Genomic DNA, 26,973 nt, shown 5'->3' with positions numbered 1-26,973 from the left:
TACCCGATTATTTAAGCGCAACTTGCTTGAGCCAATCTGTTTAGTATCCACCAAAGACCCCAGCCTGAAAACCAGGCATCCCGTTACCTGGATTTCCGATGAATAATGGAGGAGTAGCCGCAAACACTTTCAGCGACAAACGGTCGAAAGGGGCAATCGACCGGAAGAGGGTTGCCTTTTATGGATGGGTAGGCCTGGCCTATTTAGTTCTATGGCTGATTATCGACTTCTCGCAGTACCCTGCGCCGGTGGTGCCCATCCTTATCAATAATATCTGGCTGGCCCTCTACCTGGTCGTCATCAACTTTCTTTTTTTCGAACGGATCCTGCCATTTGCCCGGCGAAAAAGAAGAACGGTGCTGCTCCCTATTCTGCTGGTCATTTTGGCTGTAATGGGTCAAATTGCCCTCTATTCGATTGGCTTATACCTGTGGAGAAAGGCGGGAATTGAGCTTCACCTTTACACGGCGCTCCGAACGTTTACCTCCACCAAGCATGCAGTCGCCTATATTTTTCCGCATGGGTTGGTTTCCATCCTGTTTTTTGGCCTAGCCAAGCACCATTACGACTTCATCCAATTGAAGCAATTCGCACAGCAGCTGCGCATAGAAAAACAGGAGGCCGAACTGCACTACCTCCGGTTGCAAACGAACCCCCACTTCTTATTCAACACCTTAAACAACATTTATTCCTTGGCACGGGACAAGAGCGACCTGGCCCCCGAGTCGCTGTTACGGCTATCCAAAATATTGCGGTTTATGCTCTACGAAACGGGCGCGGGGGACATTCCGATTGAAAACGAGCTGAAAATCATCGCCGACTACATTGCCCTTGAAAAACTGCGCTACGACGATTCCCTGCAGGTTAACTTCAGCTACCACTTACCCGAAATTCCGGAACGCCTACCGCCGTTGTTGCTGATTCCCTTGGTCGAGAATGCGTTTAAGCACGGCGTATCCGAAACCCGGGACAATCCCTTCGTAGACATCCAGCTGGCTGTGGAGCAGCGGCAGTTGATGTTTTCGGTAAGAAACTCGGCCGAAGCCTCAGTTGGTAACGCCAGCGAAAAAGAAACCATCGGCCTCCCCAACCTGAGGCGGCAACTGGAGCTGCTCTACCAGGAGTATGAGCTCACCATTCAACCCGGCCCCGCCACTTTTACCGCCGTGTTAAAAATCAACCTGGCCAGCCATGTCTAAGATAAAATGCATCATCGTGGAAGATGAGCCCCTGGCCGTAAAGATTTTAGTCGATTACATCGCCCAGGTGCCCTTTATGGAGTTCCAGCAGGCCTTCAAAGATGCGCTTCTGGCGACCGACTACTTACGGGAAAATGAAACCGACCTTATTTTTTTAGACATTCACCTGCCGAAACTGAAAGGCATGGCGTTTTTGAAAACGCTCCAAAATCCCCCGGCCGTCATCATCACCACGGCATACCATCAGTACGCTGTGGAGGGATTTGATTTAAATGTAACGGACTACCTCTTAAAACCCTTTGAGTTCGAACGGTTTCTAAGTGCCGTCAATAAAGTGAAGCTCCCGCAACCGGAAGCCGATGCACACCGTGAAAAACTCCCGGAAAAGGATTGCCTGTTTCTGAACGTGCAGAAAAAGAAAGTAAAAGTGTTGTTCGCGGACATTGTATACGTCGAAAGCCAACGCGAGTACATCAAGCTGGTGACTACCAAGAACGAATACGTCGCCAAGATGAGCACGCATGAAATCGAAAGCCTGCTGCCCTCGCATTCATTCAAAAGAATTCATCGCTCGTTTATTGTGTCACTGGGCAAAATCGAATCCTATTCCGCCGATACCGTAGAGGCGCATGGCGTATCCCTTCCCATTGGCAGGGGATACAAAGACACCCTCGAAAACCTATAGAAGGAGTATTGAGGCCGCTGACAAGATTGATGCAGCGGATGGCGCGACGCCCAAGCACGTTCATCCTAACCAGTGCAGTTGTACCAAAGCGTTGGTGCGGGATCTTGGCAGAGCATCAACTCAGGTGAGCTGCGGTACCCCGTTGGTGCAACTACAGTGGCGATAAGAATCATGCAGCCTCCTGCCTTCTTGCCGGGCCAGTCTAGTGGTTTGCAGGTTCAACACTGTTAAGGTTTGTTTAACCAAAATAATTGGAGTAGAAAGCATAATTAAGACTTATACTAATCAAAGCATCAACACCGATAAAGAATAGCTGCTCGGGATAGGTTGCGATAACTTTCAACTATTACACCCAAGTTGCGGCTACTACGGGCGGCATTTAGTTTGATGGATAAGGTCCGATAAGACTCGCTTATCAGTCCTTATCGGCGGCTGATACTAGGACTGCTTGTTCAGGTGCTTAGCCAACCAAGTGGTATAGATTGGCAGCCAGTCCGGCAGCTCCAGAATCAAGACTTTGTTAGCATCTGGGGCGTTCTGCTGGTTGTCGTTCCACATCGCCCAACTCTGCGTGTGCTCGACGAGGAACCGCAAATCGACCAGTTCCTCGGGGTCAATGTGACGGGTCCACCTCCGCTGCAGGTCTCCTTCCAAATCATCGCCTACCAGCAATGCCCACAGTTCACATTCGATGGAGTCGTTCCACCCGGAGGCGTAATACTCCTCACTCATCTCGGCGATGTAGTCGACCAAGAGTTGTTGCAACTCGGTGGCACTATAGTAGGCGTGCACATCTACCGCGCGGGCAATGGCTGTTTCGATCCGTTTATGGCCCTTGGCCTTCGCGAGTTCCAGTGGGGATTGCCCGGTAGGCGTCAGCTGCTTGAGCAACTTAGGTTTGGTTTTAGCTAACGCCCGTACCTGAAATAGATGGGTATTGATAATAGCGCGGATAAGCTCGTCCATGTGCCTAGGTACATACAAGTTTTACGAAGTGTTGCTCAGGTAAAGTGCTAATCTGGTTGTTCACAAAGGCTCACCCCGAACCGGCACATTTCCGAGATGGGTCCGAGATCAAAAGTTATGTAAAGAGACGAAACCAAGTTTATGCAAAGGGCATAGGGTTGACGCTTACTCTGGAATAGTCCACTTACTACTGCAGGAGGCCCGGCTCTACTTGTACTCGTTGCCCTCCTACAGTCAAGCCAGTCGTAAGCGCCAGCAGTATACCTACACGGGCCGCTATACAGCAATGCTCCTGAAGAGTGGAGGCGATAGACAAATCACCGGGAACTGTCCTAAACCATTTCTCATCCCCAACCTCTGCTTGTAGAGTAATGACTGCTTGCGGAGGAGCGCCCCACTTCACTTGCACAGTGGTAGGAATTGGGACATGAACCATCACCCACTTTTCTCGGCGTCTCGGATCTGAACTATACCTGTGGTAAACTCTGATATCGGATATACCTCCGTTGAAGATGAGCTTGAAAACTACTTCCCATTCGTCTAGTTTGGAGTGAAGTGTCGCATGAGTTGCTCGTTGTAGGAGAGAAGCTAGAGAGGCATCAATTCCTTCTGTTTCTATCAAGTCAAATAACCCCAAGACTAGTGACGTATGCCCTTTGATAGAGAACTGCATTTGCCGTCTGATAAGTCGTTTTATGTTAAATAGAGAGTCAAATTTAACACAAGAAGGTTTTGTAAAAGAGCGATTCAAAGCCCTTATCGGACTTTACGATAAGGGGGCTAACTTGCTTTAGTCTACCAACTTGATCCAATGCCTAATCGCACAGCTACATTTCCCGCTATTGCGCTGTTAAGTGTCTTATTGACGTATGGTGGGTTATTAGCGATAATTACTTGTTCTGTGGCAGATAATTGGTCAGGACAGGCTTCGTTGATTAGTTTTTATCTGGTGTTTGTTGCACCAGTTGTCATGGCTGTGGTAGGCTACCGCAGCCGCCAGGCCCGGCAGACTTCTGCACCGCATAAATGGGTGTATTATGCCGGTTTCGGGTACTTTATTATCCTGCCGGCGGCACTCAGCCTCCTCATTCTTTATGATTCCTTCAAGCAGTCGGAAGCTGAAAGGGTGATCTTGAGTAAGCCTTTAGTGAAATAGGAGTTTAGGGGCAGTGAGAAGGTGAAAATACTCCCTTGTCATCTTGGAATAGGTGTTTTACATAACGTTTACTTCTCGGACATCCTATAATTAGCTAAATGCTTGAAAAAGATATTGCAAATCATCTCCACTAATTGGATTCATCTCGTTGGATTTTATCTAATGACCTATGCTTTCAATATCACTTTCAAAGTGTTCGGTATAGGGAGTGAGCACGAGACCTGGGAATCCGTTTTATTGGAAAGTTTGCTCACTATTCCCTTACTATTCCTTCTGTATGGCCCCTTGATCATCGGGGGCTTTTATGCCGTTCTAATCGGGTTGGATGTGCTCTGTTTTACGGTAACGAGGCTACCGCTTTGGCGAGTCCTCTTACTGGAATGGCTATTGATCGTACCCATTTTCATTTGGTGGGCTTTTGTCTACCACTATTGGCTTTGGCTTGCTTTAGCCCTATCCTTCCTTCTGACTCAGTGGATGAGAATACCGAAGATTGCGCGAATTCTTCAGGCTAAGCACCACGCTTGACATTACTTCCTGCAGCTGTTAAGAGATGACAACTTAGATGCGTCGGCTGGAGACGTTCCGTAGCTAAGTAGGATTTTGGCCTGCTAGAGAAGCCGAGAAGCGAAGGTTAGTATCCTGGAATCAGTCATTAACATAACTTTTGTTATAAACGCTATATCGTAACTGTGATAGATTTCGCTTCATTGCCACAGATGCCCGAACGTAGTACTTTAGCAAGACGCCCCGCTACTTCTGGGCGTGTGTCCACGCCCAACAGCAGGCCTAGCGTAGCGACGGCAACATGGGCCTTGCTGCCTTTGCGTTTTTGAGCCCCGTCATAGCCCGCCCGGGGCCCGCTTTCGGGCGTACTCTGCAAGGTACGCCCGTCGACAAGAACGGCCGTCGGGGCGGGTGCCCGGCCCAGCAATACGCGCTGCGACTCGTTTAAATCATGTACGCTAGTCTCGAACACGCAGGCGTTAGGGCGGGTTCGCTTGCCATACCCCAAATTTCGGCACACGTGCATGACAGGCTCTAGAAGGTGCCTAGCGCGTCGAGCGCTGCCTTAGCGATGCGGAAACCGAGATAGGAATGGCCGTAGTCGGTAGGGTGAACCCTATCCGTGCTGGTGACCAGGTTGGAGTTGCCGGTGCCGTTGGGTGCCCCGGTGTAGCCCGTACCGGTCACCCAGGCCCCATCCGTGGCGGTAGCCATCGCAATGAAGCGCGTGTTCGTGTCGTTAAAGGCTGTGACAGCGGCCGAAATTTTGTTCTCCTTGCTCAGCACGGCCGCATTTGGGCCGGTGCTGCCCGACCAGACGCCGTACACCAGCAGAATGGCGTCGGGCAGGGCCGCGCGCGTGGATTTCAGCAGCGAAAGCACGGCCGGTTGCAGGGCGGTGTCGTCGGCGTCGTTGAATCCGCCCGCAAACATGACGATATCGGGTGATTTGGTGGTCCAGTCCGAGAGGCGCTGGGCGAAGTTGTAGATGTTGACGGGCGCGGTGACGTAGCCTGTGCCGCCCACGCCAGAGGCCACGATGTTGCCCACCCCGAGGTAGTCGCCGGCCACGCGCACGAGGCCGTTGCCATCGAAGGTGGCGCCGGTGCCGGTGCAGAAGCTGTCGCCGACGAACACGATTTTGGGCGTAGCCGGGGGCGCCCACACATTGTAGCTCGGGGCCACCGACACGCCGGAAAAACCACCGGCCTGCGCTCCCTCCACCTGAATGGTGCGGGGCTTGGCGCCGCCCGCATTGGTGAAGTCTAGGTTCAGGTACTGCAAGCCGCCGACGCCTAGCACGCCGGTCGTTGTTTTGCTCACGTACGTGTCGTCCACTAAAATGCGGTACTTGTAGCCGCCGAGCACGCCAATGCTGACCAAGGGCGAATCCGTCCGCATGGCCACGCGCCAAATCGTGCCCTGCGTGCCGCCGCCCGTGTTGCCGTCCGTGCTGGAGATGGTCGCGGCGGGGAAGCGCACATAGGTGCCCGCGTATATCAGCGGAGTGCCGCCCCAATAAGCGAAAGGCGCACTGGACACCAGCGACCCAGCCGAGGCCGCCGCGTAGGCCACGGTGACCCCGGCCGTCAGCGTGCCCGTGACCAAGGTGGGCGCGGGCGAGGCAATGGGGTTGTTGACGGCGGCACTGGTGGCCAGCCGCTCAACTTGGCGGGCGACCTTCTGCTGCGGTGACAGCGTTAACGCCGCCGTGGCCTGTGGGTCGTCGGCTTTTTTGCCGCAGCCGCCCAAGGCAAGGGCTCCGGTGAGTAGGAAGGGAAGGACTCGGGCGCGCATAGCCTTAGGGCTGAGGGGGATGGCAGTGTGTTAATATACAAGAATTTAATTATATAATACAAGTTTTTGGGGGATTGACCGGCTTGGTGGAGGGTGTGCACAAAAATGAATAAGACGAGTTTGATCACGAACCCGGCGGTCGTGACGGTGTCAATATGCTTGGGACAGCGGGCCTTGAGCTGGCTGAACGTCGTTTCAATGCCCTTGCGGAAGTGCTGAATCACAAAGCGTTCGGCCGGCGAGTGCGGGCGCTTGCTGTTGGCTTTGCGCACGGTCTACTGCTGCCCGCCCGTGTCCTCGGCAAACACGTCTTCCCCAGCGTAGTCGGTGTAGGCGCTATCGGTGTAGAGCTCGCTGCCTTCGGGCAAATCGACGGCCATGGCCCGCAATCCGGTGATGTCGGCCTCGCGGCCGGCGTGGCTATAAAACACAACGGGCAACCCGTCGCTGGTGGCGATGACCTGGACGTTGAATCCGTAAAACCACTGCCGCTTGCTGGCCAAGCGGCCCCGGTAGGCCTCGCCCGTTAAGAGCTTGCAGCGCGGGATGCGGATGTTTTGGCACACGGTCACCGGAAAGGAGTTGATGAGGTAGCGGGCCTCGGTGTGCAACTCATTGAGCACCTGGCCGCAGGTGGCAAACAGACCCCAGAGCGTGTCGGCCAGCGCGTGCAACTGCCGGGTGAAGCCGCTCTTATCCTGCCGGTTTTGGCCCCAGTGCTGCTCCATGTAGGGCTGGGCCAGCACCAGGTTGCCCTCGAAAAAGCGGGCTGCCACCAGCGCCGTGGTCAGCACCTGCGCGTCGCTCAAGCGGCGGCGCGGGTCGGCTGGCGCTAATTGTTAACCAGGAGGGTACCCTTCTATGGGCAAATCGGGAATGTAGAGGGGCAGGGGAGCTCCCGAAGGTCCAGCAGTTCCGTTAAGGCGCCTCTTTCGGAGGCGATGTGCAGGCCGGTACGAAGGGCGGCCGTGAAGTAGGAGCCTACCCGTAAGCTGCCTCCCAGACCAACCAATTTGGGGGCGGGGTTGCTCGTCAAATCCGGATGGAAAAATGCGCCTGCAAGGCTTGTGAGAATTCTGCTTCCGACTCGAGGATAGTTTCCGTCCGACTAGCGCCCTGGGTTACAACCAGGCGCTGGTCACTGAAGGTAACCCGGCCCTCCACCGTGGCCCGGGAGCAGACCCTCTTGTGGGTAAAGTGGGATTCCGGTGACGTCTGGTGGTAGTGGCACATGGGGCTGAAATCGGCGAGCTGCCGCGCCTGCCGCGTGAAGCGATAATGAGGTTTCCAGTCTGCCCCTGGTTCTGCTAGCTTTTTATGGTGGAGAACATAGGTATCCCCTTCTTGACGGATGAGATAGGCCGTTGTCCCCTGCATTTGGGAGCCGCGCTGCTGGAGGCGCAACGGCCTGATAAAGGAATCGCCAAAGCCGACATCCACCAGGAAAACGTCGTCCAGCTCCACCAGCAGGGCCAGGTGGTCAAAGGCGGGACCGAAGGTGCCATCCGATTGGCACACTTCGGCAGAAATCAGCGTGACTGTGAACCCGATTTCTTGCAGTAGCTGGGCAAATAACCCATTCAATTCATAACAAAACCCACCACGGCGGTTCCCGACAATCTTTCGAAACAACCGGTCTTCATTCAATAGGATAGGCTGCTGGTAATGAATCGCTAGGTTTTCAAACGGCACTGCCCGCATATGGCAGTGCTGTAGCTCCGCGAGCGAATTGAACGTCACACTAGGCGTACCGGGGTAGTGGATTCTCGCTAAATATTCGTTACGATTCATCGTATGGTGGGCTGACCAGCAAGTCATGGATATTGCACATGCTCCCCCTTGGTCAGCCGCAGTGGAAGGAGGGAACTACAGCCGATTGGGTAAAAGTAGAAGTTGAAATGAAATGCTCCTGCTGTTACTACGAGCGGCCTGTCACCTGGCCCTGCTGGCTTCAGGCGAAGCATTACAAGAAGGCAATCCACTGAAGTGCTTCACTCCGGGTTGATTAAGGTGGTTGACTTAGATGAGACAGAGTTGGGCGTTCATTAGAAGAGAATGTTACAACCTTAGATAAGGCCTGATACAGCTTAGTTATCAGTCCTTAAAGGTAATGAAAGAGGGTCTGCCCGCGCTTCTAGGGACAGAGCAGACTCACCGCGCCAGGTAGCCCAGCAGCGCCTACGCCAGGCCGGACCGCCGCATTGCCACAGAGGGATAGACTTATTTAGGGCATACCTTGCTTATACCACCGTTTTCTTAACTCGCGCTCGCGCTTTCTTCTTTTCGGTCTGTTGCCATGCCGCATCTAGCTAGGTAGAATAACTACCTTCGAAACCGAAGGCGGCGTAGCGGCCACAACTCAACTGCCTCCATCTACTACCCATGCTTTTTCGCTCCTTCCCTACGCTTCTGCTCGCCACCACGCTTCTGCTCAGCATAGGGGGCTGTGCTAAAAAAGAGGTTCCTGCTCCGGTGAAGGCCACGAGCCGCTACACACTCCGCACGAAGCAAATCGGTACCGGCCAAGTTACTTCCCGACAAGTAACCGCCCAGGCACACGTGGTGGCCAGTTCGGACACGGGCTATGACTTTATCGAAGTACAGCTCGCCACAACTCCTCAGCCGGCCAGTGGCGTGGAAATGCTCACGCTCTACTTCTCCAAACCAAGTGGCCAACCTTCCACGGCCTTTACCTTGGATGACATTGTCCAGTACGATAACACCTGGCCCAAGGGACTTCCATTCGAAAACGATGCCGCTACGCTGACGCTGACGAGCCCCGGCAGCTATTCCGGCACTTTCTCCGGCACGCGAGGGCAGCCCACGGGGGGCTTTGTCACGTCCACCTATGTCACGCTCGAAGCGGGCGTGTTCACTGAGGCGCGCCCGTAAAGGTGGAGCCCAGTTCTAGTGCCCAGGGTCTCACTACGAGACGGTACGAGTGTAAGAATCTCGTCTATGGTTCGAAGTTTACGAAATACCCCACCGGGATGCATTTCGTAAATGCCCAAACTGGAACCTGCCCCGCAAAGTATTATACCGGCAGCCCGCCGCGCAGAGAGGTCAGAACCGCACTTATTCTAAGAGTAGGGTGATTATGCTTGGGGCTGTTGCAAAAGTAAAGTATGATCCAACAAAAGGGCGCGGGCGCTGGTAGGGAGCTCACGCTACCGCCTGGCTGACAGGTATGGAAACGCAGGCACTTCTTCAGGTTGTAGGCCATTACAGCGACATACAGGACTTTGGCGGCCCGCAGGGCGCGCACCTCCGAGTCGCGGGCCAGCTCGACACTGCCTACTTCGCCCACGACTTGCGCCTGCAGCCCGTCGCGCGGCAGCTGGGCATTAGCCCCAAGCTGCCGCGCGACGGGCTGGGTGCTGCGGCTGTCGCTGGCCGGACGCAGGGCTTCGGCCTTGTACGCCTCGTCGTACTTGCGCCGTTGGTCGGGCGATGTCCCGCTGGGTTTGGTTGCCCTAACAGAAGAAATATACGTCCTGCTTCTGTCTGCCTGGTCTAGACCACCTTATCGTAACTCTTTTAAATTTTCCAGCAAAATGACCGTAACTGGTAATTACATACTGTTGGTTTGTTACCGGACGTATCAAGGCTATCTCTGGCTACAGAAGCTATATCAGCTTAATTGCCGGTGGCTCGTCATGTAAATTGGAAGTTTGAGATCCATTAAAAAATCTCGGCCAGATATCGTTTGCTGGAAACAATATCTGGCCGAGATGCCCTTTAAAAAATGGCGATGTTATCGCTTTACGAATCGGTGCTTGCTAGAAGCGCCGCTGCCACTTTGAATTACCAGCAGGTACGTTCCGACGGGCAGGTTCTGCACGTTCAGGGTAGCGTGCGTAGCGGTGGCCTTTTGTTGCAAGAGCTTGCTACCCGCCAAGGAGTATACTGTCAGCATTGCCCCACCCTCCGGTACCGGTACGTTGAGAACATCACTCGTGGGGTTCGGGTATACTCCAGCCATTAGCGTAGAGGTTGCAGGAGACGAAGTAGCCATTTGGCTGGCGACCAAGCGTACGGCCATATCGGTCACGGTAAAGCTGAGCGAGAGTGGGGTGCCGGCCGTGCCACTAGCATTGCCCATAGTAAAGGGAGTTCCTACCAGGGTGTACGAACCCACTGCCGGCGTCCAGGGGTTATAGTTGCCGCTGACATCGGCAAACAGCGCGTAAGGCGCGGCCGTCTCGACCTGGGTGCGGGAGGCAGCTCCGCTGAGCACGAACTTGACGCTGCCCACGGTGACGGGGGAGGTGTTGGCCCGAATGTTCAGGTTGCGGGTCGGCAGCATCGACAGGTTGAGCTGCTCGCCCGGCGCCAGCTCGCGGATGGGCTGGTCCGTGTCCGCGTTCATCAGCGTGAAGCTTACCACTGACTGACCAGTCGGAGATGGGGTCGTTGTAGGGCTGCCGCTGCGTACCTCGATAGCGGACACCTTAGGGCTGTCTTTGCCGCCGGTGTTCAAGGACGAGAAGTCCAGGTTGAGCGTGCCGTCCGTGACGTTGACCGTGAACGTTTCCGTTTTGGCCGTCAAGGCCCCGCCGGCCTTGGCCACGATGTCGTACGCGGTGAGCACCTTTGTGTTTTCAGCCGACACGTCGAACACGCGCTGGCCCGCCGAATTCCAGTAGAGCTCGGCAAAGTGCAGCACCACGGTGTAGGTGCCGCTGGCTACGGGCAAGGCATAGCCGAAGGCGCCGCTTGCGCTATAGCGCTCGGTTTGGTAGAGCGCGTCGTCGCTGGTGCCGGCGATGGCGGCCGTGGTGGAGTATACGCTAGCTGAGGAGGGCGCGAAGTTCTGATCGGCGGTAAAGCTGCCCAGCGAGGTGCTTAAGGCCCCACCCCCCGCGTTAATACGATATGAACTCTGCGTACCAGGAGTTGAAGCAGGCGCATTAGCTGTGAGCAGGAAGGTGTCGGTGACCTGCCCGCCCTTGCCGTCACTGGCCGTCACCTGCAACGTGTAGGTGGCCGCGGCCAGCGGCGTGCCGCTGAACGTGCGCGTCGTGGCGTTGAAGCTCAACCACGCGGGCAGCGCGGCTCCGCCCTGCTGGGCCGCCACGTAGGCCAAGGCGTCATTGTTGGCGTCGGCGAAGGTGCCCGCCGGGAAGCTGTAGCTGTAGGCCACCCCAACCGTAGCCGTCTGGTCCGGGCTTGGCACGGCCACCACCGGCGCCGCATTAGCCGTTGTTGAGCTTGCCAGCACTTCAATAGCGGACACCTTGGGGCTGTCTTTGCCGCCGGTGTTCAGGGAGGAGAAGTCCAGATTCAAGGTGCCGTCCGTGACGTTGACCGTGAACGTTTCCGTTTTGGCCGTCAAGGCCCCGCCGGCCTTGGCCACGATGTCATACGCGGTGAGCACCTTCGCGTTTTCGGCCGACACGTCGAACACCCGCTGACCAGCGGACGTCCAGTACAGCTCGGCAAAGTGCAGCACCACTTTGTAAGTGCCGTTCACGATAGGTAGTGCGTAAGCGAATATTCCGTTCGTCCCGTAATGTTCTGTTTGGTAGAGCGCGTCGTCCGTGGTGCCGGCAATGGCCGAGGGCGTGGAGTAAGTTAAGCCTGGCGTAGGTGCGAAGTTCTGGTCGGCCACGAAGCTACCCACGGAAGTGCTTAAGGACTCGCCGCCGGCATTGATGCGGTACTCGGTTTGCGTGCTGCCAGTGGGGTTCGTTACCGGGCTTGTGGGGGCGGTACACGTTACCGTGCGTACCGACCCGTGGTTTACGCCCGTGAAACGCTCATCCGAAATCAGATTAGGCGAGTTGGTTAACTGCGTACCACAGATTAAGGTGTTGTATGATCCCGTGTTGAGGTAGAAGGCATTGTTGCAGTTGATGGCCGTGTTGTCCTGGAAGATGCTACCTAAAACAGCCGGAATCTGTTCGTCGACGTAGTTAGTGCCCCCCACTTGAAACTGCAAATTGTTTAGGTAGCCTTCGGGGAAGACAGCATCAACTATCGCAGGCGTATTGGGGGTATGCGCCCGAAGCGTATTGCGGCGTACTTCCAAGCCGATCACAGAAGTACCTAAGGTGCGCTCCTGTACGTACTGGACGGTGTGAACTCCAATGAACACGCCGTTGGAGCCATCCGTGTTCGACACCGTGTTGCCCACGATCTGGTTGGTGTACATGGGCACGAATTGCTGCCCATAGCTCATTTGCTGCTGTACCGGAGTCAGGTCAATGGAGCCACTGTTGGTCAGGGTGTTATTGACAATTGCTACCTGGTGCGTGGCATTGTGGTAAAGAGTAACGCCGCGGCGGTTTCCTTCCAGGTTGTTTCCCTGGATAAGCCAGTTGCGGGCTCCCCAGTTGAATATGGCATAGCGGCTGCCGGCGGTGGGCACGACATCCCACGGGCGGTCCAGGTTCAGCGTGTTGCCGCTGCGGCTGGTAATAGTTCGCCACTGGCCCATGCCTTTCCCATTGATTATGGCTACTACTGGTTTTTTCCGGGAGACACCCCAGCTCTTCGTGTTATCCTGCAGCGTACTAGCAGTAGCGGCAGTGACCGTACCAGCTTCCTCATCCGGGCGGTCGCCCGCGCCTCCTTCGGCAATAATGGTTTCGCCATCGTTGCTGTTTTGGGCAGGGCCATTTATTACCTTGAACAGGTTATTAAGCACCGCCACGTTTTCGGCGAAGTTCATTACCAGTACGTGGTTAACCACGGTGGTGGGATAACGAGCACTGCCGTCGCGGTAGACATTGTTGTCCTCAAATACGCCTTCGTGCGCCGAGTTAAGGTTTAGCCCGTCTACGGCATAAGTAAAGTTGTTGCGAGCAATGACGAAGTTCGTGCAGCCGTTCAGCTGCACTGGCCCATGGTAGCCGGATTTGCTGTCAATTCCCTGTTTAAAGTCGGAATTGGCAATTACCATTTTGTTGCTGTTTGCCCACCACAGCCAGTCACCCGTGCTTAGATCGAAGTTTATGCGCTGCATGAAGACTTCGGTGCCTGAACCGGTCATGTTGTTGATCCAGTTCGTGGACTCGTTTACGTTTTGGATGGTTAAATCAGCTAATCCTGCTTGAGTAGTGGAGGACCACATCAGCCCCCACTTATCATTGCTGAACGTGCCATACCCAAACTTTATAAACGTCTGGCCTTTGCCGGCGCCCTGCAATACTACCCGGCTGCGCATATTCAGCCCAATCCCGTTGTATACTAGCTTAAAGGTACCTGCCGGAAGGTAGACGATGCCACCACCCGCGGCGCTGGCTTTATCAATAGCGGCCTGAATGGCTGGTTGATCGTTAGCCACGCCATCGCCGGTAGCTTTAAGGGTAAGGCGAGAATCGCTGCGAACGTTGTAAACGTTGTTGTAAAAGTTGAGCTTAGCCGCCCAGCCTACTCCCAGCTGGAAGTAGTCAGTACCGCTAGCTACGGCCTTTACCACCTGGTCTACCTTGGTTTCGCCGGCACTCCCCCCGCGGCCGTTGCTTACGAACACGTCGTACGTCGTGCCCGGCTGCAGGGTGGTAGGGGTCGTAACAGTTAATTTGTAGCTATTGCTCTGGCTGGTGTTGACAACGGCGGTGGCACTGCCACTGCCGTTTTGGGCCGCGAATCTTACCTGGGGAGCGCTGCCACTAAGCTGCAGGTTGCGCCCAAAAATTCGCAGGGCACCCCCTGGAGTAACTTCCGGGGTATCAAAGTGCATCCCCCAGGCGCGGTTTACAAACACGGCCGGGCTGCGCTGCCCTGAATCTTCTACCCAGACCTGGAATACTTCCTGGCCAAGAGCAGCGGGCACCTGCACCGATGCTTGCCCGGCGCTTTGTACCTGCACGGGGAGGACGGTACCGGAAGTTGAAGATCCAGGAGCGCCGTACACTTTCGCGGTGGCACTAAAGTTACCCTGCACGCTGATTGCCTCGCCCGCCTGGGCGGAGGGACTTGCATTGAAAATGGCGACTTGTGCGTTTGCTTTCGGGACTATCAGGCCACTACCCAGCGTAAGGCCAGTTAACAGAAAAAGGAAACGGTGAAGCATGCAGTATGCACTAAAATGAAGCCGTAACGGCAGAATTCACCAGGCCAAATTGCCTGAACAGTGCAATACTAGAATAATATTTTTTGAAGCCGATTAAACTCGCATAAAAGTCAACTACTTTGTTTTAATAATTATATAAACGCCTGTTTTATCGCTTAACTCAATAGAATCATATTACTTCACAGCCATAGATTTCAGAACGAGGCAACTGCGGTAATCATCAGTATACAAGAACATTGCTTTGTTGAAATGACTTTCAACGGTCCATATAGGGGCATATTTTTAATAATAAATTGCAATTAAAAACACGCTGTGAAAAAATATGTGAAAAAATAATTACATTTTTCATCCCTAATATATACACAATTATTATTGGACAAAATCAATATCCACGACCGATGGGGAATCAGTTTTAAATCAAAAGTTGGTATTGTTCCATAAATCTCGGTGGGTTTAGCATTGAGCACAGCGACTACAATATCAGGCCCAGCCTGCCATTAACTTTGGCAAGTGCGGCATGTATAGCCTGAAAAGAAATGGGCGTATCAGAAGTGGGAAGGTGACCCGGGCTACGCGTTTTTACTTTAATACCGAGCTGACAAACTCATTCATAATGCTGTCAATGGACAAGTAGCTTTCGGCATATCTCCTGGCATTGCCGCGCAGTTGATCATGGTCATTCGCAAGCGCTTTTTCTAGGCAGGCATTTAAAGCCATTTGGTCTTCTGCCGGCACTAGCAGGCCAATGTTGTAGTGGCTGACCATAGCGTATAGACCGGAACCTTCATTCGCGGTGATGATGGCTAGGCCGCCTACTGCCAGGATGGTGGTCAGCTTTGAAGGCATGACCAAGTCGCCAGCTGACGACTTCTGAATTACCAGGTGTACATCAGCCATGTTTAGAAAGGCGTTGAACTGAATATCTGCCTGCAGGGGAATAAACTGAACATTGGTTAACTGTAGCTTTTCGCACAGGGCCTCGAGTCTCTGTTTGTAAGGACCAGAACCACAGATTAGAAATTTGAAGCGGGCTTGGTGGCGGAAGACCTGAGCAGCATACAGGATTGCTTCTAAGCCCTGCTTTTCGCCGATGGCTCCCGAGTAAAGTACTATCTTATCACCTTCCTGAAAACCAAACTTTCGCTTGAGCTGTCCTCGGTCAGGCAACGGGTAAAAACGGCAGGTATCGGCCCAGTTTGGCAGCAGCATAACCTTGCGTCCTACTTTCGATTGAATACGGGCGACCATGGGAGCCGAAATGCTGCTGATATAATCCGCTCTGTTCAGGATAAAGCGTTCTAGGCCAAACATGGCTTTCACTGCCTTTGCTGATTTGATAATGCCCAGATCCCGGGCCGCTTCAATCTGCAAGTCCTGGATATGATACATAAACAAGCATTTGCGGATTGACCTGGCTAAAAGAGCCAACAGCCCAAAATGAAAAGAAGGGGCCACTGATATGATCAAGTCAAACCGATTCCGGGGAATAAGCCAAAGCAGTTTCAAGCAAGCTGAAAAAAGAAAGGAAGCATCAAGCAATACCCGCTTCAGCCCGGATGGCACACTCGGTACATACATCGGGCAGCGATGAATGCACAGGGTCCCGCCCGAAGGAAATTCCTTGTGCTCCGTAGTGTAGCTAAATTGCCGGCTTACATAAGGGTCCTGTACTTTCCAGGAGGGATAGTAGGGATAGGCAGTAAGTGCGGTACAGTTAAACCCTTGCCGGGACAACCACAACAGCATTTCACCGCTGTATTTGCCGATTCCGGTTAGCTCTGGATAAAAGTTGTAGCCAATCAACAGGATGCGCTTCTTCATAAGACCCTTAACATTCAGTATTAAATAAAACACTTGCCTTAAGCGCTGGCTTAATAGGGTCTGCCTGGTTTTCTGAACAAAGCCATCAGCTTAATCGCTAGCTGACCAATGAAAGCCCCACCGGCGGCCCAGAGAATGTCGCCTAAGTCGAAGCTGCGCTTTGGCAAAAACAGCTGCCCAGTTTCGGCAATCAAGGCCAGGCCTACCCAAACAAGCCAGGTAGTTAGTGCCAGGCGCCAGGTACCTCCCTGAAGGGTAAGCCAAATGCCGGAAAGCAGGCCAAGAAACAGGAAAGGAATACCGGTCCTTATATTATCGTGGGTGCTGTCATCGGTCCAGGCCGTGATCCAAACCGGCAGCATGCCCGAGGTGGCAAGTCTGGGTGTGGGTAACCAGCTCAGGTAAAGGATGAGCAGCATTACCAGGCTGGCGCTGGCATACAGTAGCTTTTGCCGCATAAGTCAAGCCGACGTAAGCAAGATACCTGCATCGGGCAAAGCATCCAGGGGTTTAATTTGGCGGTGCGGTTGCCGGTTAAGCAACTCTTGGCTTTTCAGAACAATAAAATATTCATAAATGGCTTGCAAAGTGGCGTAGGTAAAGCCTGCAGAGCCATCCAGCATTCCCCTACGCCAAAACATGATATACAACCACTTAAGCAAGGGGCGAGCAGGTAGCTTATAGAAAAGCCCTTTCTGATGAAAGCGGCGCTCGTGAAAATCCTTGGAAAGCAGAGCCTTAACAAGCGAGAACTTAATAATACCCTGGTTTTCTGCAATCCATCGCTGGGCTTCCATAAGGGAGTACTGATTGTGCCTGGCCAGCCAGTGCTGCATGCCTTTGGAAAAAGGGAAGTGATCAAAGTACCCTTCCAGCTCCTGTACGGTGCCATCTATTTGCAAAACCTCATTTATCTCCCGGTGATAGGAGCCGTGGCCTTGACGTAGCAAGCGGATGTAGTAAGGTGAAACCTGGGCATGCTTAAGCCAGGTACGACCCATAAAGTCTCTTCTTCTCAGTCGGAAGGCGGCAACATCATCGGGAGCGGCAAGTACCGCCTTCTCCAGCACGGCTTTCATGAAGGCGGGAATCTGCTCATCCGCATCAAGAATCAAAATCCAGGAATGCTTAAAGGGGATCTGAAGGAGGGCGGCATTGCGCTGGGCAGCGTAATTGTCAAAAATTCGCTGGGTTACGCAGGCCCCTGCTCTTTGCGCGATGTCCACTGTCTGATCCTGGCTGAAAGAATCCAGCACGTGAATGTCATCACACCATGCGACGGATGCCAGACAAGCGGGAAGGTCCTGCTCTTCGTCTTTGGTTAATATCAGAACAGAGATCATACCTCAGAAGGGTGTACGGGCTTTAATGGGGTGACAAGGGTGCCCGGCGCAGATGGTCCAGGCGGGCAGATCTTTTACCACCACGGAGCGGGCGCCAACCAGGCAGCCCTCGCCGAGTGTCACGCCGGGATGAAGAAACGCCTCGGCAGCTACCCAGGCATGGTCTCCAATGCGGATTGGTTTGGTCAGCAGCGGAAAGCCCGGCTTGGTGTGATCGTGGGTGCCGGTAACTAAATGGGCCCCTTGGGAAATAACGGCCCGGCGCCCAATAGTTATCTCACCTTGGCTATAGAGGGTAGCACCGTTGGCAATCCCACATTCGTCCCCTAAATGCAGGTTCCAAGGAGCCCAGATTTTCACCTTGGGATAGACGTGCACTCCCTGGCCTACCTGAGCTCCGAATGCGCGCAGCACAAAGGAACGCCAGGCATGGAAGGGGCGGGGGGAATAGCGGAACAGCAGGAGATCGGCCACTTCCCAGACCACGCGACGTAAGCGGTTGCTCAGTGAAAAAGAAGGCCCCTTAAAGGTATCCTGATTGGTGCCTGTTGGTGCATATGTCGTCGCCATGTTCATGCTGATCTAAATACTATGACATCCAAGCCGGCTCGGTTCCACTGGGAGGTAAGTGCCGCTGTACTAGCAGCGTAGCGGCGGCGCCTTTTTTACCCGCTAAGCGCGGCCAGCAGCTTGGTGGCTGCGCGGTCCATGGCAAACTGATTTTCATACACCTGCCTGGCGTGCTTACCCATGAGCTGCTTTTGCTCAGGGCTCATAGTCAGCCACTGCTTCAGTGCGTCAGCCGTTCCTTGTACCGTATCATCGGCAACTAACCCGCTCTTCCCCGCGGCTATTTCACGCCAGATATTGATCTGATTTGAAATCATTACCGGCCGTCCACAGGCCAGCGCCTCAACCACAGCAATACCGAAATTTTCCTGGTGACTGGGCAATACAAAAAGCTCGCACCCGTAATACGCGCCCCATTTAGCCTCACCTTGCAGCATGCCCGGGAATAAGACGGATCGTTGCATACCAGGGGTATCATGCACCAGCCGCCGCAGCTCCCGGCCATACGCCGTATCCAACCCCGGTCCTGCGATAACTAGCTTGGGAAGGCGGGCTAGAAACCCACAAGCCGGATAGGTAGTACAGGCATCCGCTGCCTCTTCCTGGGGCTGGGTGTTGAGTAACTGTGCATACGCGTCCAGCAGTATTTTTACTCCCTTCTTTTCGTGCAGGCGCCCAAGGTAGAGTAGGTAGGGCTCCGCTTCTACCTCCGGGCACTTGGTTGAAAAAGCTTGCTTTAAACTGGAGTGGCAGGCCGGAGGTGAGGGAATGCCTAGGCCCACCACTTGCTCCTGGCGAGGGGAGTAGGGGCGGAATGGCTGACGGGCGAGAAGTAGTTCATCAGCGCTGGTGAAGAAAATCCCCTCCGCTCGGTTTATCAGCTTGCTTTCAAGCAGGCGCCAATACAAGCTATTGCGTAAGGCCTTCCACTTACGGTTCGCAGCCCGTTGGAAATAAGGATCCAACATGCCATGCGGAAGGATGAACACATCAGGAATGCTTATCGCCGCGGAATGTTGGGGCAGCTTCTTTAACGCTTGGCGGACGGCAAACCCGGGATAAAGCCACAGGCCATGTACCAGCACCTTGTCATAGCTGGGTAGCTGCTCGTACAGCCAAGGCAAGAGCCGTGCGCTATATTGCCATGGTCCACTCGCAGGTCCTAAGGCATGAATAGGAAAAGGGTCAATGGATAAAAATGGAGCAGATGGGGCATCAAGGCTGACAACCTCATTCTGAATACCTAGCTGACTAAGCCCGGCTACCATGCTTCGCACAGCTTGGCAAACCCCACCCTTTACTGGGTCCATATCCGCAATGACATGAAGTACCTTCATGGATAAGTTGCCTGGTGGTTAGCGCTGGACGATCTCTTGCTCTTCAGTTTGATGGGTTCGACTCCAACCACGTTAGGGTAGGGTATTAGCTAATGACAGAGATTAACTAATATTGCTTTCAACCAATAATTTATATCATTTTTTCATTGAAACAAAGTGCCGGTGCTGCACTCCAGGCTTATATGCTTGAATGAAGATCGGCACCCGCCTACGTTGGGTACTAGATAATGAAGCTCTGGGGAGTGAAGTTCAGCACGGCCAGCAAGCCAACGGGTAAGTGGCTGGGCAGGTAGATACATGGCTGCCGCGCACCGGCAGCCCGTCCGTCACACGAAGTTTAGTGTTTAGTGAAGGCACAAGCAGGGGATACCTTGCTACTGCGAGTCACTGGGGTTTGATAAAACTTAACTATAGGGCCCCCCCGCAACTAATTGGCTTCTATAAGCCCAATCCTGAATAACGCACTTAGGTAAAAAGCAATAATGATTGACAAAGCAGTGTATTCTTATTAAAATACAAGTTGGTTTGATCAAAGCTCCTAAACTGTCCATAATAGGCAGGCAAGTGCCCAGGATTAAGCACTATTGTTAGGCAGCGCATCTGCTAGAATGTTTATATGGCTATCTTCCCGATAGCCCCCTAAACTTAAGCAATAGGTGATTTGGGGAAAGCAGGGCAGAAACCAGGATTTGCCAGCCAAAATCAACATATTTTTTGGACATAATAGCAATGGCTGCGTTACGGAAAAAGATCTGTGCGTAGTTGTAGCGTCGACGATTAACCTTCATCCACCAGGGATGGCGCTGACGCTCGGCCATGAACTCTGCGAAAGTCAGGGGAGGCTGCCCGGTGATGCGCCGTCTGACACAATCCATGATGTGTCCTGTTTTGTCGTACATGAACAAAGGTCGGCTCATGCTTGCGGAAGTAGAATGGATGCGATAAAGCATCAGGGGCTCGGGCAAGATGACCAGCGAGTAGCCCTGTTCTACCAAGCGGTTAAAGAATTCAAAATCGTCGCAAGGCCAGAATTGACTATCTAGTCCGCCATTGGCCAGGTAGACCTCTTTTTTAATAAATAATCCAGTGAAAGCGCATTGCACAAACTCGCCCTTCGCCAAAGCGCGGCGGCCCTCTTCCGCAGTGCGCAGGCCTGGGTAGCGCTGAATGCCCAGGCGCTGCCCCTGCTCGTTGATGTAGTAGCAGTGACAGCTGCTGGCATCCACCTCGGGGTGCTCCAGGTGGTAGGCCAGCTGCCGGGCCAGGCGCTCGGGCAGCATCACGTCGTCCGCGTCGAGAAACACGCACCACTTCCCTTGGGCCTGCGACACGAGCAAGTTCGTCGAGGTCGGCCTTCCGGCATTGGCGGCAAACGTGGCCCGAATACGCGGGTCTTGGGCGGCGTAGCGCCGGATGATGGCGGCGGAGTTGTCGGTCGAGCCGTCATCGTGCAGCAGCAGCTCGAAGTTTTGGTACTGCTGTCCCAGGACGCTATCGAGGGTCTCGGCCAAACAACGCTCCTGGTTGTAAACCGGCAGGATAATGGAAATCAATAGAGCCATAGTAAGAAAAGTCCTGTCCTTCCCAAAGCATGCAGGAAGTTTTTTTGCTTGTCTACGCACTTGAACCTGGATTCATGTCCAGTAAGAATTCAGGTCCTATTCCACAGCTAAAGCCTTGGCTTTTGCATAAATTTTGCTCTCGCTACACTGCAAAATTTCCAAGTAGATTGACTCAATGCGGTCGAGTGCCTCGCTTGTATTAAAGCGGTGGGCATTCGTCAGGCATTGCAAAATTGTTTCCTGCCGTTCTTCAGGACAGAGTTGTACTACCTTCTCCACTACTCGCGCTCCCACTTCCGCCCAGTGAACAAGATCTTCATTTTCACTTTGTAGTGGAATGTAGAAGGCAGCAGACCCGCCTACTTCAGTCATAGGGGTTTCTTCAGTGGTAATAACGGGGCACCCAGAAGCCATAGCTTCTGCAATGGGCCAGCCAAAGCCTTCGGCTAATGAAGGGAAAAGCAGGGCAGTAGCGCCTGAGTAGGCTAATCGCACTTCCTCATCTGCTAAGCCCTCTACAAAGTATATATCCTGTTTAAAATCCGAATCTTGGTGTTGTCGCGCCAGCTCGTGAGTAGGTGCTGCGCCTACCATCAGTAGAGGTAAACTCACCTGGCTTTTAGCTCTCCAAGCATTGTAAATGGCAATGACGCCTTCCCGATTTTTGTACCATTGATTTCCGCCTACGTGCAGTAAATAGCCGTTCAGAAGCTGAAAGCCGGTTCTTATAGTTAACTGTTGGCGGGCTTGCTCAGGGATTAGCTGGGTAAATTGCTGGTTGAAGCCATTGTAAACAACTTCTGTGCAGGTGGGTATTCGGGAAAGGAAACGGTGCAAATCCCGTCGGGTACGTAGCGAAACCGAAATAAAATTGGCGCCATGTTTATATCCCCACCTGATAAAAGCTTGATATATCCGCCCAGTCCACCCCGTAGAATGCTGGGGAATCTCTCCCAGAGCAGACCGTTGGGCTAAGAAGTCATGGCAATGAATGGCATGAGGACGTTCTGCTACCAACGGAACCCACGGACCGAGAGCATGGTCGGTGAATACAAACAAGGTATCGACGGGACAATGTTTTATCCGCTGATATACTTGTAAAGGAAACAGCACATATTGATCAATGTATCCTAACCATTTACTGGCAGAACTTGCGGATTTAACCCATGGGAATCTAGCCGTTGGAGCCCACACGACAACCTGATGGCCACGGCGTCTCATCCCCTCTGCCAAAAGGCTGGTAAATCGTGGCATGCTTTGGTGGCCTAGTAAGACCGAATGTGAAAAAAAGACAAGTTTCATGCTCAACCATTATTGCATTTAATCTTTAATCTTTTTAACGCTTAAATCAATATACACAATAATTTAAATCAATTCTTATATATAATAGACACACTAGTAGTTCTCACTGCCCATGGACCTGCCTTTAAAATGGTAATCGCTTAAGCGACAAAATCGCGCTTAAAGCACGTGAAACATGGTAAATAACGAAGTAAGTGAAAACCATTTGAAGCCAACCCCGGGTTAAAAAGGCTGCAGTAAAAACCACACTCTCACAGGGTAAGTATTGAAATATAGCAGTCAGGGCTAGTAAGCCACAGAAGCTAAAGCGAAGAGTTGGATGAAGAGTTGGATTGTCACTAAAAGATTTCCAGTGAAAAAGAGGAGCTTCCTTGGTAACGAGCACATCCAGCAAAGTGAAAACTGGTATAATTCCAATCCCAAGAATCAGCAAGTACCACCAACCGAACGCAGCCATGCCGGTTCCAGCAAAATGTCCGGTACGAAATCCACTAAGAGTTTCCTTCACATTACCCGCTATCCAAAATAGATAATCGCCGAATGAGCATATATTTATTTTATTTTTGTCAATCTCACTACCAATTGATTTAAGCAAAGGATCCGGTAATGAAGCCCATATATATGCTATAGAATATTCGTACATTTTGGGGTTTTTATCTCCTACTTCCTTACTCAAGGTAAGACTTTGATCATTGTATTTTAAATTAGCAAACCTTGCTGTAAATACATTATCTAAATAGGCTTCATCCCATGCGGTTTCTTGGTATCGGTTGCTCTCCCTATACGCCTGGATAGCCTCCTTATCTAGAAAGGCCGAAAATGTTTGTTTAATTAATTCTTGCTTGGAAATGCTATGCCTTTGTTCCCTTACAATAACCATCGCAGTGCCCAGATCCGACATAGGCCCGATGAATAGCCATACACCAACCAGCACAATTACTATATTTTTCCATGATAAAATCTTTATTTTGTATACACCCAGTAGAAGACCAAGCCCATAAGAGAAGCCAACCGCGGTGAAACTCAGCATGAATGCTGCACGACTATTACGCCCCATACTAACGAGAAACAAGACTATAGTAAATACACAAATGAAAATATTGTAGGCCCGGTTTGGCTTGGTATGATCACCATACAATTTGCCGCAGTAAGCAAAGTAAGGGGCATAGGAAAAGGGTATAAATGTTTGAATAAACTTATCTGAAGCAGAGCCAGTTACTTCCCACCCAGTCCGTGAGAATACATACACATAGAACATTGATAACACTCCACATAATCCCATAATCCATAGTTGGGATTTGCTTGGAGGGCTGAATATTCCTGACTGTTGGAGAATAGAACGAATATTTATAATATTAATCTTGGCAATTACACGATAAATCAAATAAGAAGTAGTTAGCACCAACAGGGCTAAAAAAGAGTGAAGAAAAACTTCATAAGGAAGATCTAGGTTAAAAATCAAAGGCTTGCCCTCAATGAGGGTGAATACCAAGGGAAAGTAGAACTGAGTCGCAGAAAAACCCAGCATAAGAAAAGTAGAAAGCGGATATTTTTGAAGCGATGCCCGACTAAGAAAAACGCATGTTACAATGCCCCACGAAATAATCACGCAGCCAACGCAAATTATATTAGCCTTTGTGTCGAACAAGACAATTTGAAATAAAGCCGAGAATACTAATACCAGCCACGACCACTGAATAAAAGAAGAAAGAAACTCTCTTTTTGCTACCTGGGGCAGCAGTTCAGCTGGAAGTTCAAATTGGTTTAAATAATGGCGCATAAAGATTGGGGTTGGCTCCGCGTTTCTACCTGTATGCCTGGGAATTATTGGCTTTTTTAAGTTAGGCGCTATGCGTTAGCCATCAATCGTTTACGAGCTCGCCACCCGTCGTAAATCGACCGAACACGTTGGGTAGCTATATCCGGTAATCGACGCCAAAACCTTATAGAATTGATGAGCAACAATGCAAGTGACAGCATCAGAGTTATCCACTTCATCGCGGGCAGCCAAACCAACATCAAATTGGCAATTATGGCTATAGCAACGGAAATAACCGCCACTGTAAAAGATGCAGACGGCCACTGTAGTGCATTCTTTTTGAGCCATTTAACCGCCACTGCTATGTAACAAAATGCAGCAACTAACTCAGCTGCCAACAGTAGTACGCCTACGCCAATAAGCCCAGCGATTGGCAAGCAAAGTGGCACCCCTATTACGATCAATGCAGCAGAACAAAATGAAATAAGCAGTTGTGGTCTCAGCAAATTGTTGCCTTTCACAACCGCTACTGCCGGCTGAGCCACAGCAAAGACTAATACTCCTGCAGTGAGTAAAGCAAAAAGGCTAGGATTGAAAGGCACTTGCCCTCTAGTCCAGAGTGTATAAAGAGGTTCAACAACGAACTGCAGTATTACTATCGCCGGTGCCATAAGGCCTACCACGATAACCCATACAGTACCAAAAGCGGCTTCTAACCTTGCCTGGTCGCGCTGGTGTAAAAAGCGCATTAGTTCTGGCATCAAGGGCTGAATTACAGTATTAAGTCCTTGCAATGCTAAATTTGACCCTGTCTTAATGGTTGAGAAAGTAGCTAGGCCTGAGACCCCTACCGCTTTTGGCAAGAACAGACGCACACCTTGCTGGCGTACATTTTCTAAAACGCCTTTACTGGCTATTACAAGGGAATTCAAGAAATTATTCAAACCTAAATGCCAGGATGGAGAGCTAAATAATATCCCTTCTTTCTTTAGCTTCTTGGCTAAATCTACATAAACCAATATACTCATTGAGGTTGAACAAACGGTTATTGTAGTTCCAGTCACTAATATATTTGCACCAAGAACAATAGCAGTAATTGTTATTATTGTCAAGCTTGTGGTTGTAAATAAATTCCACCAGGCCATGCGAGTATAATAACCAAACGGAAGTAATACTCTATAAATTAAACCTAATAAACTAAAACTTAGACACCAATTGACGCTATAAAGTAAAAGCAATATGGACCCCTGCTCGATAAGCGCATTATCTTTATTAAGATCACCAAATAGCCATTGCCATGAATTTATTTTCCATAATATAGCAAAGACCATTACCTGAGATAAGCTAATTAAAAAACTAAACAACATACCCGACCATAAATACTTGCTTAAATCCGAGAGTTTAGCGGTACCTATCCGCATGAATTCATAGGTTAGATACTCATGATGGCCAAGGTCTAAAACAGACATCAATGTTATCAATGATTGCACAGCTAACCATATACCATACGAAGCTACGCTCCAATGGGAAAGCATTATAGGCACTAATGCTAGTTGAGAGATAACATTAACAATAATTTGTATCCATGAAATTGCAGCACCTGAAACTAATCGACTTGCAGTAGACATATCAACGCAGCATTATTAGAATTAAATGAACATGATCAATACGTACAATGAAACAGTTCATTTTTCCACCGCTTTAAATAACCTAAAGAGGTTTACAAATCAGGCTCTTTAAGCTTGAATAAATTTTAGTTCAGGCATTTTACTTCAAATGTTTTATATGTGTGTAAATTAGGCCATCTCCGGAGAGAGTAACCTACGGGAGTGTTGACGTGCTGCAAAGGTTGGTGCGCATACTTTCGAGTAGGGCTGAAAGTAAGGTCTCGATTAACTATCGCTATATGCGGTGAGACTATTCTGCGCCATTAGCCAGAATCATCCGTCAGGCCCATATCGTTATTCCAAGTACTTAATATACGATTTTTATAAGCTGTATCATCTGAAGCTGAAGGAATTCCCACTTCGGATGCTGTTTAGGGTAAAAATTCTGGTTAAGGACTGAGATTACCGGTTATCACCTGATAAAAGAATTTTAATGAAATACCAGCATTACACCCTACAGGAATGTTTCACATGATTATTTTTACTGTTTTATGAGTTTGACAGTGGTGCTAAAGCGTTGGCCTTTGAGCTGCAGGTAGTAGAGTCCGGGGGCGGGCAAACGCCCCCCCAGCTCGAGCACCTGCTCAGAGCTGCCCGCAGGCAGCGAGAGCGTGCCTTGGCCCACGGTGGCACCTACGGCCGAGATCAGCTCGTAGGCCACCGGACCAGCGGCGGCGGCGCGGAAGGCCAGGTGGAACCGGCCGGAAGCCGAGGGGTTGGGATAGGCTTCGACGGCGGCCGGCGCGGCCACAGCTGCCGTGGCCGTGGTCAGGGCGGCGGGGCGGGCGGCCTGATTGGTGACGGAGAAGGCCAGCGTCAGCGCCGTGCCGGCCGTGCCGCTCCCGCTGCCCCCGCTGTATGGCGTGGCCTTGAGCGAGTAGCTGCCCAGCGGCGGGGTCCAGGCATAGTAGTTGCCGCCGGCATCAGCAAACAGGGCGTAGGGCGCCGCTGTCTCGGTCTGGGTTTTGCTCACCGCCCCGCTGAGCACGAACGTGACGCTGCCCACGCTAGTGGGGGAGGTGTTGGCGCGGATGTTGAGGTTTTTGGTGGGCAGCGTGGCCAGGTTGAGCACGTCATTGGCCACCAGCTGGCGAATGGGCTGGTCGGAGTCGGCGTTGATGAGCGTGAAGCTGACCACCTGCTGGCCACTGCTGGTGGGCGCCGGATTCACCGTCACGGTCACCGAACTCGGCGAGCTTGGGAGGCCCTTGCTGTCAGTCACGACTAAAGCAAACACGTAGCTCCCGGCCACCAGGCCACTGACCGTAGGGGAGGCCACGGT

Annotated in this window: 20 protein-coding genes and 1 pseudogene; 4 read left to right on the top strand and 17 right to left on the bottom strand. The window is 51.9% G+C overall.

The window, feature by feature from the left end; translation table 11 throughout:
- Positions 1-98 precede the first annotated feature (98 nt).
- Positions 99-1,199 (top strand): sensor histidine kinase, encoded by a 1,101-nt coding sequence (locus CFT68_RS20365; protein ID WP_088845536.1) that lies wholly within the window; start codon positions 99-101, stop codon positions 1,197-1,199.
- A complete protein-coding gene (locus tag CFT68_RS20360; RefSeq protein WP_088845535.1) occupies positions 1,192-1,884 on the top strand; it encodes a LytR/AlgR family response regulator transcription factor in 693 nt (230 codons plus the stop codon). The genes CFT68_RS20365 and CFT68_RS20360 overlap by 8 nt, the downstream gene beginning before the upstream one ends.
- 438 nt (positions 1,885-2,322) lie before the next feature.
- Here the strand turns inward: CFT68_RS20360 and CFT68_RS20355 are convergent, their stop codons facing one another.
- Both CFT68_RS20355 and imm9 read right to left on the bottom strand, forming a co-directional pair.
- Positions 2,323-2,850: a hypothetical protein gene (locus CFT68_RS20355; protein WP_088845534.1), complete on the bottom strand. Its 528-nt coding sequence runs from the start codon at positions 2,848-2,850 to the stop codon at positions 2,323-2,325.
- Between the two features lie 187 nt (positions 2,851-3,037).
- Positions 3,038-3,523, bottom strand: coding sequence for an Imm9 family immunity protein (gene imm9, locus CFT68_RS22450; RefSeq protein ID WP_088845533.1), 486 nt, complete (start codon positions 3,521-3,523; stop codon positions 3,038-3,040).
- A 138-nt stretch (positions 3,524-3,661) separates the two neighbouring features.
- On the opposite strand from imm9, the gene CFT68_RS21620 reads away from it, so the two are divergent.
- A complete protein-coding gene (locus tag CFT68_RS21620; RefSeq protein WP_141106647.1) occupies positions 3,662-4,006 on the top strand; it encodes a hypothetical protein in 345 nt (114 codons plus the stop codon).
- A gap of 679 nt (positions 4,007-4,685) precedes the next feature.
- Here the strand turns inward: CFT68_RS21620 and CFT68_RS22445 are convergent.
- The 4 genes and pseudogenes from CFT68_RS22445 to CFT68_RS20320 form a co-directional block, all read right to left on the bottom strand.
- Entirely contained in the window at positions 4,686-5,039 is a 354-nt protein-coding gene (locus CFT68_RS22445) for a transposase (RefSeq protein WP_394340122.1), read from the bottom strand.
- Positions 5,040-5,047: 8 nt separating this feature from the next.
- Positions 5,048-6,310 carry a GDSL-type esterase/lipase family protein gene (locus tag CFT68_RS20330; RefSeq protein WP_088845530.1) on the bottom strand — a complete coding sequence of 421 codons (1,263 nt, stop codon included), beginning with the start codon at positions 6,308-6,310 and terminating at the stop codon, positions 5,048-5,050.
- A gap of 77 nt (positions 6,311-6,387) precedes the next feature.
- Positions 6,388-7,140, bottom strand: a pseudogene (locus tag CFT68_RS20325) (IS982 family transposase); the annotation flags it as partial.
- A gap of 202 nt (positions 7,141-7,342) precedes the next feature.
- Positions 7,343-8,101 (bottom strand): arylamine N-acetyltransferase family protein, encoded by a 759-nt coding sequence (locus CFT68_RS20320; protein WP_088845528.1) that lies wholly within the window; start codon positions 8,099-8,101, stop codon positions 7,343-7,345.
- Positions 8,102-8,692: 591 nt separating this feature from the next.
- Between CFT68_RS20320 and CFT68_RS20315 the strand changes: the two genes are divergently transcribed.
- Positions 8,693-9,202, top strand: a complete 510-nt coding sequence (locus CFT68_RS20315; protein ID WP_088845527.1) for a hypothetical protein — start codon at positions 8,693-8,695, stop codon at positions 9,200-9,202.
- Positions 9,203-10,064: 862 nt separating this feature from the next.
- Here CFT68_RS20315 and CFT68_RS20305 read toward each other — a convergent pair.
- From CFT68_RS20305 to CFT68_RS20255, 11 genes are all read right to left on the bottom strand, one after another.
- On the bottom strand, positions 10,065-14,330 hold the full coding sequence (locus tag CFT68_RS20305; RefSeq protein WP_088845525.1) for a malectin domain-containing carbohydrate-binding protein: 4,266 nt from the start codon (positions 14,328-14,330) through the stop codon (positions 10,065-10,067).
- A 579-nt stretch (positions 14,331-14,909) separates the two neighbouring features.
- The gene (locus CFT68_RS20300) at positions 14,910-16,151 is read right to left on the bottom strand and encodes a WcaI family glycosyltransferase (protein ID WP_088845524.1); all 1,242 of its coding nucleotides are present in this window, start codon (positions 16,149-16,151) and stop codon (positions 14,910-14,912) included.
- A 50-nt stretch (positions 16,152-16,201) separates the two neighbouring features.
- Positions 16,202-16,609 (bottom strand): VanZ family protein, encoded by a 408-nt coding sequence (locus CFT68_RS20295; RefSeq protein ID WP_088845523.1) that lies wholly within the window; start codon positions 16,607-16,609, stop codon positions 16,202-16,204.
- A gap of 3 nt (positions 16,610-16,612) precedes the next feature.
- Complete coding sequence (locus CFT68_RS20290; protein ID WP_088845522.1) at positions 16,613-17,494, bottom strand: glycosyltransferase family 2 protein; 882 nt, start codon at positions 17,492-17,494, stop codon at positions 16,613-16,615.
- A 3-nt stretch (positions 17,495-17,497) separates the two neighbouring features.
- A complete protein-coding gene (locus CFT68_RS20285; RefSeq protein WP_088845706.1) occupies positions 17,498-18,064 on the bottom strand; it encodes a DapH/DapD/GlmU-related protein in 567 nt (188 codons plus the stop codon).
- Positions 18,065-18,159: 95 nt separating this feature from the next.
- Positions 18,160-19,401 (bottom strand): glycosyltransferase, encoded by a 1,242-nt coding sequence (locus CFT68_RS20280; protein ID WP_088845521.1) that lies wholly within the window; start codon positions 19,399-19,401, stop codon positions 18,160-18,162.
- A gap of 620 nt (positions 19,402-20,021) precedes the next feature.
- The gene (locus CFT68_RS20275) at positions 20,022-20,963 is read right to left on the bottom strand and encodes a glycosyltransferase family 2 protein (protein WP_088845520.1); all 942 of its coding nucleotides are present in this window, start codon (positions 20,961-20,963) and stop codon (positions 20,022-20,024) included.
- A 96-nt stretch (positions 20,964-21,059) separates the two neighbouring features.
- On the bottom strand, positions 21,060-22,265 hold the full coding sequence (locus tag CFT68_RS20270; RefSeq protein ID WP_088845519.1) for a glycosyltransferase: 1,206 nt from the start codon (positions 22,263-22,265) through the stop codon (positions 21,060-21,062).
- A gap of 124 nt (positions 22,266-22,389) precedes the next feature.
- Entirely contained in the window at positions 22,390-24,045 is a 1,656-nt protein-coding gene (locus tag CFT68_RS20265) for a hypothetical protein (protein ID WP_141106646.1), read from the bottom strand.
- A gap of 68 nt (positions 24,046-24,113) precedes the next feature.
- Positions 24,114-25,652 (bottom strand): lipopolysaccharide biosynthesis protein, encoded by a 1,539-nt coding sequence (locus tag CFT68_RS21610; RefSeq protein WP_141106645.1) that lies wholly within the window; start codon positions 25,650-25,652, stop codon positions 24,114-24,116.
- A 520-nt stretch (positions 25,653-26,172) separates the two neighbouring features.
- On the bottom strand, positions 26,173-26,973 hold an 801-nt coding region (locus CFT68_RS20255; RefSeq protein ID WP_141106644.1), incomplete at its 5' end, for a T9SS type A sorting domain-containing protein.

Origin of the sequence: Hymenobacter gelipurpurascens (assembly GCF_900187375.1) — a bacterium.
GTDB lineage: Bacteria > Bacteroidota > Bacteroidia > Cytophagales > Hymenobacteraceae > Hymenobacter > Hymenobacter gelipurpurascens.
This window is presented reverse-complemented; position numbering and strand designations above follow the sequence as displayed.